This window comes from Serratia marcescens, assembly GCF_001902635.1.
Taxonomy (GTDB): domain Bacteria; phylum Pseudomonadota; class Gammaproteobacteria; order Enterobacterales; family Enterobacteriaceae; genus Serratia; species Serratia marcescens_F.
The window spans coordinates 79,246-91,523 of record NZ_MJAO01000016.1; the positions used below are offsets into that span (position 1 = coordinate 79,246).

The 12,278-nt window shown below is 60.2% G+C and carries 10 protein-coding genes; 5 read left to right on the plus strand and 5 right to left on the minus strand.

Annotated elements, in window-relative coordinates:
• Positions 1-124 precede the first annotated feature (124 nt).
• On the plus strand, positions 125-883 hold the full coding sequence (gene actS / locus BHU62_RS16675; protein WP_073532997.1) for an amidase activator ActS: 759 nt from the start codon (positions 125-127) through the stop codon (positions 881-883).
• A 193-nt stretch (positions 884-1,076) separates the two neighbouring features.
• Here actS and BHU62_RS16680 read toward each other — a convergent pair whose 3' ends face one another.
• On the minus strand, positions 1,077-1,934 hold the full coding sequence (locus BHU62_RS16680) for an AraC family transcriptional regulator (RefSeq protein WP_073532998.1): 858 nt from the start codon (positions 1,932-1,934) through the stop codon (positions 1,077-1,079).
• A 181-nt stretch (positions 1,935-2,115) separates the two neighbouring features.
• On the opposite strand from BHU62_RS16680, the gene BHU62_RS16685 reads away from it, so the two are divergent.
• Positions 2,116-3,885 (plus strand): ABCB family ABC transporter ATP-binding protein/permease, encoded by a 1,770-nt coding sequence (locus BHU62_RS16685; RefSeq protein WP_073533037.1) that lies wholly within the window; start codon positions 2,116-2,118, stop codon positions 3,883-3,885.
• 9 nt (positions 3,886-3,894) lie between these two features.
• On the opposite strand, the gene betI is transcribed toward BHU62_RS16685, so the two are convergent.
• Positions 3,895-4,491 carry a transcriptional regulator BetI gene (betI, locus tag BHU62_RS16690; RefSeq protein ID WP_073532999.1) on the minus strand — a complete coding sequence of 199 codons (597 nt, stop codon included), beginning with the start codon at positions 4,489-4,491 and terminating at the stop codon, positions 3,895-3,897.
• Between the two features lie 158 nt (positions 4,492-4,649).
• On the opposite strand from betI, the gene BHU62_RS16695 reads away from it, so the two are divergent.
• Positions 4,650-6,194 carry a BCCT family transporter gene (locus BHU62_RS16695; protein ID WP_073533000.1) on the plus strand — a complete coding sequence of 515 codons (1,545 nt, stop codon included), beginning with the start codon at positions 4,650-4,652 and terminating at the stop codon, positions 6,192-6,194.
• A gap of 6 nt (positions 6,195-6,200) precedes the next feature.
• On the opposite strand, the gene BHU62_RS16700 is transcribed toward BHU62_RS16695, so the two are convergent.
• Entirely contained in the window at positions 6,201-6,632 is a 432-nt protein-coding gene (locus tag BHU62_RS16700; protein WP_073533001.1) for a VOC family protein, read from the minus strand.
• Between the two features lie 643 nt (positions 6,633-7,275).
• Here BHU62_RS16700 and BHU62_RS16705 point away from each other — a divergent pair.
• Together BHU62_RS16705 and BHU62_RS16710 are read left to right on the plus strand one after the other, a co-directional pair.
• Positions 7,276-8,541: an MFS transporter gene (locus tag BHU62_RS16705; protein WP_073533002.1), complete on the plus strand. Its 1,266-nt coding sequence runs from the start codon at positions 7,276-7,278 to the stop codon at positions 8,539-8,541.
• A 35-nt stretch (positions 8,542-8,576) separates the two neighbouring features.
• Complete coding sequence (locus tag BHU62_RS16710) at positions 8,577-9,386, plus strand: MoaF C-terminal domain-containing protein (RefSeq protein ID WP_073533003.1); 810 nt, start codon at positions 8,577-8,579, stop codon at positions 9,384-9,386.
• Between the two features lies 1 nt (position 9,387).
• Here the strand turns inward: BHU62_RS16710 and lldD are convergent, their stop codons facing one another.
• Together lldD and BHU62_RS16720 are read right to left on the minus strand one after the other, a co-directional pair.
• Positions 9,388-10,527: an FMN-dependent L-lactate dehydrogenase LldD gene (lldD, locus tag BHU62_RS16715; protein ID WP_073533004.1), complete on the minus strand. Its 1,140-nt coding sequence runs from the start codon at positions 10,525-10,527 to the stop codon at positions 9,388-9,390.
• Between the two features lie 42 nt (positions 10,528-10,569).
• Positions 10,570-12,153 (minus strand): L-lactate permease, encoded by a 1,584-nt coding sequence (locus BHU62_RS16720; protein ID WP_073533005.1) that lies wholly within the window; start codon positions 12,151-12,153, stop codon positions 10,570-10,572.
• Between the last annotated feature and the right edge of the window lie 125 nt (positions 12,154-12,278).

A 12,278-nucleotide genomic window follows, 5' to 3' on the forward strand; every position in this document is an offset into this window, starting at 1 on the left:
TAATTAATCAGTCATCCTTACCTGTTTAGCATAGACCGTCCGGGGGTTTTTGACTGACCCGGCGCAAATGTTACACTGTGCGGCTGACGCGTATCAGAACCGAAACGACGACTGGGGACAGGATTTGAGCACAGGAAGCAAACTGGCGGGGTGGCGCCGCATCGCGGTGTGTCTGACATTGGGGCTGCTGTTGGCCGGGTGTTCGGGGAAAAACACCTACAACCGTGACTACGACAAACTGCCGAAGGGCAGCTACACCGGCAAGTCCTACACGGTTAAACGGGGTGATACGTTGTATTACATCGCCTGGATCACCGACAGCGAAGTCAGCGATCTGGCCAGAATCAACAAGATACGCCCGCCCTATAGCCTGGAAGTGGGGCAGAAACTGCGGTTGAGCGGCGGCGCGCCGACCAAAACCGCTGCCACGCGCCGTAAAACGTCCTCTTCTTCTTCCGCCGCGATCGTCAAACAGACGCCGCCGCCGGGCGCCGCGCGTTGCTGGCGCTGGCCGGCCAGCGGCCGGATTGTGCAGGCGTATTCCAACGGCGACGGTGGCAATAAGGGGATCGACATTGGCGGCAATCGCGGCCAGCCGATCTACGCTTCCGCCAAGGGTAAAGTGGTGTATGTCGGCAATCAGCTGCGCGGCTACGGCAACCTGATCATGATAAAGCACGGCGAAGACTTCATTACCGCCTATGCGCACAACGACACCACGCTGGTGCGCAACGGCCAGGATGTGAAAGCGGGGCAGAAGATCGGCACCATGGGCAGCACCGGCACCGACTCGGTGTTCCTGCATTTCCAAATTCGCTATCGCGCCACTGCGCTCGATCCGCAGCGCTATCTGCCGCCGCAAGGATCTTCGCCGTCCTGTTAACGTCAATCAGGCTCCCTGCGGAGCCTTAGACTGTAGACAAAGGAGGAAAAAGCGTGGTTTTTCTTCCTTTGTGGTTATCAGCCGAAAATCAATAAATTGATTTTCCTTATTTTTTATCCGTTGCCTTCTGTAAATCTGGCGACGGCATCAGGTTTGTCATTAACATCAGGCTCCTTGCGGAGCCTCATTTTCGCTATTTCAGCGGCAGATAAAGATCGGTCACCAGTTCATATTCCGCCACCTCGTGTACGAAGTTGTGGTAGTGGAAATAGAGCGGAAAATCGCGTAGCTCCTCGCCGTTGGCCGGCAACCACTCGCGGTACAGGTAGCGGGCGCTTTCCGAGAGCCTATCCTGCGAGCCGTGATGGCGCAGCACCGCGCAGCGTCCGGCCGGCAGCATGCCGTTCACCACGCCGAAGGCGTTGTCCTCCGGGATCGGCGCGGTGACCTCACCGCAGATATAGAAGCGGAAGTCCTGCGCTTCGGTGGTGGCCGGATCGTGCGGCGCGATGCCGTACGTGCGGCTGCTTCTGACCGGCGACAGGCCGCTGGTTTTGCGCCACTCGATAAAACGCGCGGCGGTGTCGTTGACCAGCGCGGACGGGCCGCGATGTTCTATCATCGCCACCGGCGTGGCCGGGAAGTCGACAATGTCTACCTTCATGGGGTGTTTCCTTCTGTGTTTCGGTTCGGGAAAGCGCTGCTGCCAATCGATCCAGGCCGGCTGTTTGCGGAACTGGCTCGGCGTTTGGCTGAACGCTTGTTTGAAGGCGCGGCTGAAGGACTCCGGGTTTTGAAAACCGGCGTCCAGCGCGATGTCAATCACCGGCTCCAGCGGGTTGTACGCCAGGCGATAAGAGGCGCGTTTGAGCCTCATCCACTGGATGTAACGCCACACCGAGATGCCGCAATACGCGCTAAACTGGCGTTGAAAGTGAAAGCGCGAAAAGTGGGCCACTTCGCTCAGTTTTTCGACGGTGAGCGCCTCGTCCAGGTGGCGGTCGATATAGTCAAAGACCTGCGCAAAGCGCTTTGCATAAGTGTGAGTCATGTGATTGTCTCCTCCATGCCTGAACTTTGCCCGAGTGGCGGCCGCTTCTCCTGACGGATGATGCTGAGTTGCCGGCGCAGGAAAACGGGATGGCCGCGGCGTTCGCCGCCGACCAGGCCAAAATCATAACCCCCGCGCGGCCGTGCGCCGCGATCACGACCGAGAAGATGAATATTACATGATGGATCGTTCCCGCTTGCTGAAATTCCTGCTGCCCTACCTGTGGCCGAAAGACAACCCGCGGCTGCGGGGGTATCTGGTGGTGGCCTTTGTGTTCATGGTAGCTGCCAAGGTCAGCACCACGCTGGTGCCGCTGGCCTATAAAGCGATGGTCGATGCGCTGAGCGGCGAGACGGCGAAAATGCTGGCGGTGCCGCTGGGGCTGATCGTCGCGTACGGCGTGGCGCGGGTGGGCGGCGCGCTGTTTGAAGAGCTGCGCAACGTGATGTTTATCCACGTCAGCCAGAACGCCACTCGCCTGCTGGGCGTGCGGGTGTTTCGCCAGCTGCATGCGCTGAGCCTGCGTTTCCACCTGGAGCGCCAGACCGGCGGGCTGTCGCTGTCTATCGAGCGCGGTACCCAGGCGGTGTCCACCGTGCTGTCGCGGCTGCTGTTCTCCATCGTGCCGATCCTGTTTGAGCTCACGCTGGTCACGGCGATCATGTGGCACATGCTGAACGGCTGGTTCGCGCTGGCGATCCTGACGACGGTCGGCTGCTACATTCTGTTCACCGTGCTGGCGGTCAGCTGGCGCACCCGCTTTCGCCGCGAACTCAACCAGGCCAACGCCGACGCCAACAGCAAATCCATCGACAGCCTGCTGAATTATGAGACCGTGAAGTACTTCGGTAATGAAGAGTTCGAGGCCGAGCGTTTCAACCTGTCGCGCAGGCTGTATGAATACGCCGCCATCAAGAGCCAGTTCAGCTATACCGCGCTGAACCTCGGCCAGACGGCGGTGATCTCGATCGGGCTGATCGTGATGATGGCGATGGCGGCGCAGGGCATCGTGCAGGGGCGGTTGACGGTTGGCGACTTCGTGTTGGTCAACGCCTATCTGCTGCAGCTGTATCAGCCGCTGAATTTCTTCGGCTTTATCTATGCCGAGGTGCGACAGGCGCTGATCGACATGGAGAACATGTTCGAGCTGCTGCAAGAGGAGCGCGAGATCGTCGATAGCCCGGATGCGCAGCCGCTGCGTCTCGACCGCGGCGAAGTGCGGTTCGATGCGGTCAGCTTCGGTTACGACGTGCGCCGGTCGATCCTCAGGCAGGTGAGCTTTACCATTCCGGCGGGCCACACGGTGGCGGTGGTCGGCGCCTCCGGCGCCGGCAAGTCCACGCTGTCGCGCCTGCTATTCCGTTTCTACGACGTGCAGGGCGGCGCCATTACCCTCGACGGCCAGGACATTCGCCGGCTGACCCAGGCCAGTCTGCGCCAGGCGATCGGCATCGTGCCGCAGGATACGGTGCTGTTCAACGATACGCTGCGCTACAACATCGGCTACGGCAAAACCGGCTCCAGCGATGAGGAGATCGAACGGGCGGCGCGGCTGGCGCACATTCATGATTTCATCGTCGGTCTGCCCGACGGTTACGACACCCGGGTGGGTGAACGCGGGCTGAAGCTGTCGGGCGGTGAGAAACAGCGGGTGGCGATCGCGCGCACCATCCTGAAAAACCCGGCGATCCTGGTGTTCGACGAAGCGACCAGCGCGTTGGATACCCAGACCGAACGCGAGATCCAGGGGCACCTGCGCGAGGTGAGCCGTAACCATACCACGTTGGTGATCGCCCATCGCCTCTCCACCGTGGTGGACGCCGATGAAATCATCGTGCTGGAGGCGGGGGAGATCGTCGAGCGCGGGCGGCACGAAGGGCTGCTGGCCGCGAACGGCCGCTACGCCGCGATGTGGCAAAACCAGTACAGCGAAGAGCAGGGAGCGCGCTGACGGTGCCGTTTATCCCGCCGGCTGGGCGGCATTGAGCCGCTGCACCACGTAGTCGCAGGCGATGCGGCAGTCCTGTTGCAGATCGGTCTCGTCGCCGGCCAGGCTGCCGCGCAGCCAGAGCCCATCGATCATCGCCGCCAGCCCGCGCGCCGCGTCACGCGCCTGCGGTAGCGGCAGCTCGCGGCGGAACTGGCTGCAAATGTTGGAATAGAGCCGCCGATCGTTGGCGCGTTGCAGGCGGCGCAGCACCGGCTGGTGCATGCTGGCGGCCCAGAAGTCGAGCCAGGCGCGCATGGAAATCGCGTTGGTTTGGCTGGGGTGGAAGTTGCCCTGAATAATGGCGCACAGCTGCGACTGGCTGTCGCTTGCCGCCTGCGCGCGGCATTCGGCCACCGCATCGCGCAGATCGCGCAGGATTTTGCGCATGGTGGCGCTGAGCAACCCCTCTTTATCACCGAAATAGTGGCTGACGATGCCTGTCGACAGCCCGGCTTCTTTCGCCACCTGAGACAGGGTGACGCCGGCCAACCCGACGACGTTGATGGTTTCGAAAGCGGCGTTAATCAGCTGCTCCTTACGCTGCTCTGGAATGTCTCTGCGGTACATATTTTCCTCAACTGATAGGCCAATCACACTTTGGATTTGATTGATTGAACGGTCAATCAATACTCTATATGCTGCAAAAATGTCAAATAAATGACGATAAAATGTTAACAAAAGGTTGCATTTAAATCGTCTGTCTTTCGCACCATGGAAGCCTGCCAATGACAGTGAAAAATCCCCCATCGCTTGAAGAAGAACCTATCAGATTGAATGTTCCGGTATTTTTCGGCTCGGCGGCGGTGATCCTGCTGCTGGGTTCGCTGGTCGTGCTGTTTCCTGCCGCCAGCAAGTTGTGGTTGAACGCCGCGCAAAGCTGGGTAGCCGACGTGTTCGGCTGGTATTACATGCTGTTGATGGTCGCCTGCATGGCGTTTGTCTTCTGGCTGGCGCTGTCGCGCTTCGGCCAGATTCGCCTCAGCCAGGACGACGAGCCGCCGCAGTTCAGCTACCCCTCATGGGTGGCGATGCTGTTCTCGTCGGGCATCGGTATTGCGCTGGTGTATTACGGCGCTTATGAACCGCTGGATCATTTCCTGTCGCCGCCGGAAGGCAGCGGCGGCAGCGTGCAGGCGGCGCGGCAGGCGATGGCGCTGACCTTTTTGCACTGGGGGCTACACGGCTGGGCGCTGTACGCGCTGATCGCCACCGCGCTGGCTTATTTCGCCTATTGTCGCGGCCTGCCGCTGGCGCTGCGCTCTGCGTTGTACCCGATCTTCGGTGCACGCACTCACGGCGGCGTCGGTCATCTGGTGGACAGCTTCGGCATTCTGGTGACGGTGATTTCGATGGTGACCAACCTGGGGATCGGCGCGCTGCTGGTGAACTCGGGGCTGTTTTATCTGTTCGATATCCCGCAAAGCACCGGTGTGCTGCTGGCGCTGATCGTGGTGATGATGGTGGTGGCCACGCTGGCGGCGGTCACCGGCGTCGAGAAGGGCATCGCCATGCTGTCGAACATCAACGTCGGTTTTTTGTGCCTGCTGCTGCTGTTCGTATTTCTGGCCGGGCCGACGCTGAATCTGCTCAACGGCATGTTGCAGAACCTCGGCGATTATCTGACTTCGTTGGTCAGCCGCAGCTTCGACATGTATCTGTACGGCAAGGCGCGTCAATGGCAGGGCGCCTGGACGCTGTTCTACTGGGCCTGGTGGGTGGCGTGGGCGCCGTTCGTCGGGCTGTTCATCGCGCGTATTTCCAAAGGGCGCACCATTCGCGAACTGATTTTCGGCGTGTTGCTGATTCCGCTGGGCTTCACGCTGGCGTGGTTGTCGATCTTCGGCAATACCGCCATCAGCCTGGTACTGGAAGGCGGGCAGGCGATCCTGGGGCAGGTGGCGCAAAGCGATCCGCCGATGGCGGTGTTCAAGCTATTCGAATACTTGCCTTATAGCCAGCTGACCGCCGGCTTTGTGGTGGTGATCAGCTTCGTGCTGTTCCTGACGCCGGTCGATTCCGGCACGCTGATGATCGCCAATCTCTCTTGCCAGGGCGGTTCCACCCATGATGACGCGCCGGCCTGGCTGCGGGTATTTTGGGCGGCGGTGACCACGTTGGTGTGCGCCGGCCTGCTGTACGCCGGCAGCTTCAGCGCGATGCAGACCGCGGTGGTGCTGTGCGGCCTGCCGTTCTCGGCGGTGATCGTGCTGTATATGATCAGCCTGCGCAAGGATCTGTGCCGTTACGCCATGAAGCCGGTACTGCCCTGAGGCGGTTTATTCACCCGCGCGCGGCCGGTGATGCACGTACTCGACAGTCGTGCCGTCCGGCAGGCGTGCATTGAAACAGGCGCCGGTGGGCACCTCCACCGGGCCGAAGAAGATCTCGGCCCCGGCGGCCAGCAGCCGCTGGTGGTAGGGATAAATGTCATCGACCAGCAGCGTGCCGACGGTGCTGTGGAAAGGGCGCAACTGCTCTTGCGCCCCTTCCAGGATCAGAAACGGCCCCACCGCCGCCAATACCAGCCGATGTTCGGGAAAATCGAAGCGCATGTCCGCCGTTACGCCGTGCAGCTGTTCGTAAAACGCGATGGCGCGATCGATTTCGCCTTCGTCAACGTAGACCCGAATCAGCACGCGTGGCTCACGCTGTGATGAAGAGTCGGCGGTTTTGCGCCAGAAACCGGCTTCTGTCAGTGCTGTCGTCATGTTCATCTCCTTGCTTGTTTCTTGCCGCTTATCATGCCGCCGTTTTTCCATCCGGGGTTGGATCGCGTTGGCATAAGCTAGCCGCGCCGGTAATAACCCGTTCGCAGGGCGTTAAAGGGCGTTCTGTTTGTGATTCCCGTCACGGCCTGCGCTTTTATTATTATTCAGCATTGATAATGTCATGGCGTGATTATTGACTAACACAATGGAGTTAATCGGCGGCGCTGTGGGCGATATAAAGTAAACAGATTCAAATAATAAAAAAGCAGAGAGTGACCGCGTTGGCGAGAGGATATTTATAAGCAATGCTTAATCTTTATTTGTTAACCTGTTTATAAATCACGGCGCGTCGGCGTATTCGATAAAATAAAAAGTGCCGATGATTTACTTTTTAATTAATAAAAACAATTAACTGATTTGTTTTCATTTCATTCACACGCTTTGAAAAATGCCGGAACCAATTTCCTGTCACCGTTTCTACTGGTCGTTTGACATGCCTCCCGCTTGAGATAAGTTTATATCGTTAATATGTTAATGAGTTGTTGTCGTGACGGATGGCCAACTTTCCGCTTGGCCGAGCGCTTAACAGACTTATGTCGTGGCCGATCGCCATTTATAAGTTAACTTATGGACAACTGACGCTATGAATAAATCGCCAGGGCAACGCGCGTTATTAAGCGAAGAGAACCGATTGCTGATCATTTTGTTTTTCGTCTTCGGCTGCGTGTTCGTCGATCGCCTGACTATCTCTTTTCTGTTTCCGATGATCGCCGCCGATCTTAAGCTGAGCAATGTGCATCTCGGTACGCTGTCGGCGGTGCTGGCGTTGACCTGGGCGCTGTCCGGTGCGGGGCTGGGGGCGATTGCCGATCGCTTTAATATCCGTAAACCGATGCTGATCCTGTCGATCCTGGTGTTTTCGCTGTTCTCCGCGCTGTCGGGGTGGGTGAGCGGTTTCGCCATGTTATTGATCTTCCGCGCGCTGATGGGGATCGCCGAAGGGCCGGTGCTGCCGATCGCGCAATCGCTGATGGTGGAAAAATCGCAGCCGCAGCGCCGCGGTTTCAACATGGGGCTGATCCAGGGGGCGGCGCCGGGGCTGCTGGGCGGCATTATTGCGCCGCCGTTGATCATCTATCTGGCGCAGAAGTGGGGCTGGAGCATGGCGTTTCATCTGACCGCCGTGCCGGGCATCATTCTGGCATGGCTGATCTACCGCTATGTGAACGGCAAGAAGGATCCCGCTTTCAGCGCCGCACCGGCGGCCGATAAGGCGGCGAACAAAGGCGCTTACGGCGAACTGTTTAAAATCAAGAACGTGGCGCTGTGCATTCTGATCTCCTGCGTGTTCGTTACCTGGTTCATGATCATCATTACCTTCACCCCCAACTTTTTGGTGACCGACCGCGGTTTCGGCGAAGGCACGATGGGCGGCATCATGAGCGCCATCGGCGCCGCCTGGGTGTTCTGGGGCGTAGCGGTGCCGGCGATTTCCGACCGCCTCGGCCGCAAGCCGACGCTGATCTTCTTTTCGCTGCTGGCGGTGTGCTGCCCGCTGTTCCTGAGCTACGTCGACAATCCGTGGCTGTTGGGCGTGCTGGTGTTCCTGTCTTATACCGGTCTTGGCTGTTTCACGCTGTTTATGGCCACCATTCCGTCGGAAACGGTGTCGCCTGCCCGTATCGCTACCGCATTGGGGCTGGTGATGGGGATTGGCGAGGTGATCGGCGGCTGTCTGGCGCCGTTTATCGCCGGGCTGATCGCCGATCGCTACGGCTTGGTCAGCGTGATGTGGTTGGCGGCCGCCGGCGCGGTCTGTGCCGGCATACTGAGTTGTTTTCTCGATGAAACCGCACCCGCCGTGGTGAACCGCAGAACGGTGAAAACCGCGGGCGTCGCCGACGTCTGAACGGTTTCTATCTCATTCAATCAAGGAGAGCGAAGATGTCAGCAGAACAATCCGTACTGAATCAAAATGCCGAGCCGGACTGGAAAAACTACGACGATTTCGCGCGCGGCATCGACACCAACCGGCTGCCGGGCACCCAGGACTGGCGCGGAAAAACGCTGCAGATCGCCTTTGAAGACGGCGGGGAAATCACGCTGCGCTTCAGCGCCGATCGGCAGCGGGTGCTGTGGTCTTGGGACGGGGGGAGCGGCGAGGACGCTTACGAAGAGGTGCAAACCTCCGCCGCGCGCTATTTCTTCAATATTCCGCTGCAGTCGCCGGGCAACGAGTGTTTGACGCTGGTGCTCAACCGCGACAGCGGCCGGGCGCTGCTGGTGCGCAGCACGCTGTTGCCGGAACAGGCGGTGGAAAAGGGTTCCCGCCTCAAGCAAAGCTTCCACGTCGGCCAAATTGCCGGCGTGGCGCCGGGCGGCATTGCGCCGCATCTGACCCGCGAGCTGATCGGTTATCGCACGCTGAACGTCTACAGCCCCAACCATTACTACGAGCACTTCTACGTCAACACCGAGCGCTATGCCTGGCAAAACCTGCGCGGTGAGCAGTTCGGCCACGGCGACATGGACTACGCCACCTACTACAAGTTTGAGGAAGAGATGTTCCTGTTCACCTTCCGGGAAAAGATTATTCCGGTGTGCTCGGTGTTCTTCTTCGACTTTATTTCCGGGCGCTGCACCGGCACCTTCCTCGGATTGGACGCCGCCGGCCGGGTTCTGGTGTCACCGGCCGGGGCATTCATCAGCAAGATGAGCTACAACGCTTACCCGGAGGGCGTGCAGCCGCTTTGAGTCAGGCGTTTCTGACCAGCGAGCCGGCGTTGATCTCCGCGATGGTTTTCGCGCCGGTGAGCGTCATGGCGACGCGCATCTCTTTGTCGATCAGATCCAGCAAGTTCGCGACGCCGGCTTCGCCGGCCGCCGCCAGCGCATAGACGAAGGCGCGCCCCAACAGCACGCTGTCAGCCCCCAGGGCGATCATGCGCACCACGTCCAGGCCGCTGCGGATGCCTGAGTCGGCCAGCAGGGTGATGTCGCCTTTTACCGCGCCGGCGATCGCCGGCATGGCGCGCGCGGTCGACAGCACGCCGTCCAGCTGGCGGCCACCGTGGTTGGAGACGATGATGCCGTCGGCGCCAAAGCGCACCGCGTCTTTGGCGTCTTCCGGATCCAGAATGCCTTTGATGATCATCGGGCCGTCCCAGAATTCACGGATCCACTCCAGATCTTTCCAGGAAATCGACGGATCGAAGTTGGTGCCCAGCCAGCCGATGTAGTCTTCCAGACTGGTCGGCTTGCCGCGGTAGGCCGAGACGTTGCCCAGATCGTGTGGTTTGCCGAGCAGGCCGACATCCCAGGCCCACTGAGGATGGGTAAACGCCTGCAGCACGCGGCGCAGGGCGGCGTTAGGGCCGCTCATCCCCGAGTGCGCGTCGCGGTAACGGGCGCCGGGCACCGGCATGTCGACGGTAAACACCAACGTTTTCACGCCGGCGGCCTTGGCGCGCTCCAGCGCGTTGCGCATAAAGCCGCGATCTTTCAGCACATAGAGCTGGAACCACATCGGCCGATCGATCGCCGGCGCCACTTCTTCGATCGGGCAGACCGACACGGTGGACAGCGTGAATGGAATGCCTTTCTTGGCTGCGGCGCGCGCGGCCTGCACTTCACCGCGGCGGGCGTACATACCGGTCAGCCCCACCGGCCCCAATGCGACCGGCATCGCCAGTTTTTCGCCGAACAGCGAGGTCTCCAGGCTGAGTTCGGACATGTTGCGCAATACGCGCTGGCGCAAGGCGATATCGGCCAGATCCTCGGTATTGCGCTTCAGCGTGTGCTCCGCGTAGGCCCCGCCGTCGATGTAGTGAAACAGAAACGGCGGCAGTTTGGCCTGGGCGGCGGCCCGGTAGTCGGTTGACGCGGAGATGATCATGTTGTTTACCTTCTTGTCTTGCTTGCGATAACGAGTAGTCGGTCAGAGCGTGAGGATCGCCGCCATCGCGGCCGCGATCCCGCCGTACGCCAGCATCGGCAGTACGGTCTTTCTGATGATTTTGCCTTCGGCGTTGCCGATCCCGAGGATCGAGCACACCGCGATGATATTGTTCAGGCACACCATGTTGCCCATGGCACCGCCGACGGACTGCAAGGCCAGCGTCAGATTGACGTCGAGGCCGCTGCTCTGGGCGATCGACTGCTGAATGCCGCCGAACGTCAGGTTCGAGACGGTATTGGAGCCTGAGAAGAACGATCCCAGCGCGCCGAGGAACGAAGAGAACAGCAGCCAGCTGTCGCCGGTCAGCGCCGCCAGCGCTTTCCCGATCAGGATCACCGGCGCATTGTCGCCGCCCTGCATCATCAGGTTGACCATCACCAGTGCGCCGAACAGGGCGATAAAGGGCCGCGCGACGCGCTCGCCGGTTTCGTTGAACATCTGTCGCACCTGACCGCGATTCAGACGGAACAGCGGGATGCACAGCAGTACCACCAGCAGGAACGGGATCAGCGCCGGTACGTACAGCGTCTTGTAGCCGGCGGCGGCAGTGGTGCCCAGCACCTGCTGCAGTTCGACGATCAGCGCCTGGCTGATGCGCAGTTCCCCGAGCCAGCCGAGGTTTTCCTGCCACAGCGGCGCGGTGCTGTTAAGCAGCGTCTTGAGGCCCAATTGATGAACGCGCGTCACTATCAGGATAGCAATCAGCAGCAAAGTCGGGGTCATGGCCTTGACCACCTGGATGAACGGCACTGCTTGCCCGGCGCTCTGCGGTTGGTCGCTGCGGGCGAGGCCGACGCCGCCGCGCGCCAGCAGCACCGACAGCGCCAGGCCGATGGCGCCGCCGACCAGCGCCGGGAACTCATAGTTCACCTGGGCCAGCAGCAGATAGGGCACGGTGCAGCTCAGCACGCTGAGCAGGATAAACGGCAGATTGCGGCGGATATCCTGCCAGGAAACGATAAAGCGTAGCGCCAGCAGCGGGATGACGAAGCCGGCGACAAAGTGGATCAGCGCGGTTTGCCGGCCGATCTCCAGCAGGCTGGCGTCCGACAGGCCGAGATTGGCGAAGCCGAACCAGGTGGGGGTGCCCACGGCGCCGAAGGAGACCGGCACGGAGTTCATCACCAGCGTCAGCAGGGCGACGCGCAGCGGGTTGAAGCCCAACCCCACCAGAATCGGCGCGGCGATGGCGGCCGGGGTGCCGAAGCCACTGGCGCCCTCGATCATAAAGGCGAACGCCCAGCCGATAATCATCAGCTGGGCCACGGGATTGGGGCTGATGGTTTCCAGCCAGCGGCGTACCACGTTTTCCGCACCGCTGATCTGCATCAGTTTGTTGAGCAGGATGGCGCCGGCGATGATGGTGATCGGCGTCAGCGTCGACACCAGCGCGGTGATGATATTGGCATGCAGCAACCGCAGCGAGGCATCGAACCACCCGAGCTGTACGGCATAGACCAAGGCGGCCGTCAGCGGCAGGGCGAGGTAAGAGGGCACGCCATTCCTTTTGGTCATCATCCAAATCAGCAGGACGATGGGCGCAATACTGAAAAGCAGGGGCATAAGATCCTCAGGGCTATTATTTTTATGGGCAGAGATATGTAGCTGAAAGGTTAATTACCGCAACATTTTCATTCTAATCACAACGTTGGCGGCGATGCCATGCGGTAATTTTTTAACATCGACGA

Excerpts from the sequence above, each read along its gene's own strand:
- BHU62_RS16720 (WP_073533005.1), bottom strand. The coding sequence starts at position 12,153 with ATGCCCCTGCTTTTCAGTATTGCGCCCATCGTCCTGCTGATTTGGATG.
- betI (WP_073532999.1), bottom strand. The coding sequence starts at position 4,491 with ATGTACCGCAGAGACATTCCAGAGCAGCGTAAGGAGCAGCTGATTAAC.
- BHU62_RS16680 (WP_073532998.1), bottom strand. The coding sequence starts at position 1,934 with ATGACTCACACTTATGCAAAGCGCTTTGCGCAGGTCTTTGACTATATC.
- BHU62_RS16695 (WP_073533000.1), top strand. The coding sequence starts at position 4,650 with ATGACAGTGAAAAATCCCCCATCGCTTGAAGAAGAACCTATCAGATTG.
- BHU62_RS16700 (WP_073533001.1), bottom strand. The coding sequence starts at position 6,632 with ATGACGACAGCACTGACAGAAGCCGGTTTCTGGCGCAAAACCGCCGAC.
- BHU62_RS16710 (WP_073533003.1), top strand. The coding sequence starts at position 8,577 with ATGTCAGCAGAACAATCCGTACTGAATCAAAATGCCGAGCCGGACTGG.
- BHU62_RS16705 (WP_073533002.1), top strand. The coding sequence starts at position 7,276 with ATGAATAAATCGCCAGGGCAACGCGCGTTATTAAGCGAAGAGAACCGA.
- BHU62_RS16685 (WP_073533037.1), top strand. The coding sequence starts at position 2,116 with ATGGATCGTTCCCGCTTGCTGAAATTCCTGCTGCCCTACCTGTGGCCG.
- lldD (WP_073533004.1), bottom strand. The coding sequence starts at position 10,527 with ATGATCATCTCCGCGTCAACCGACTACCGGGCCGCCGCCCAGGCCAAA.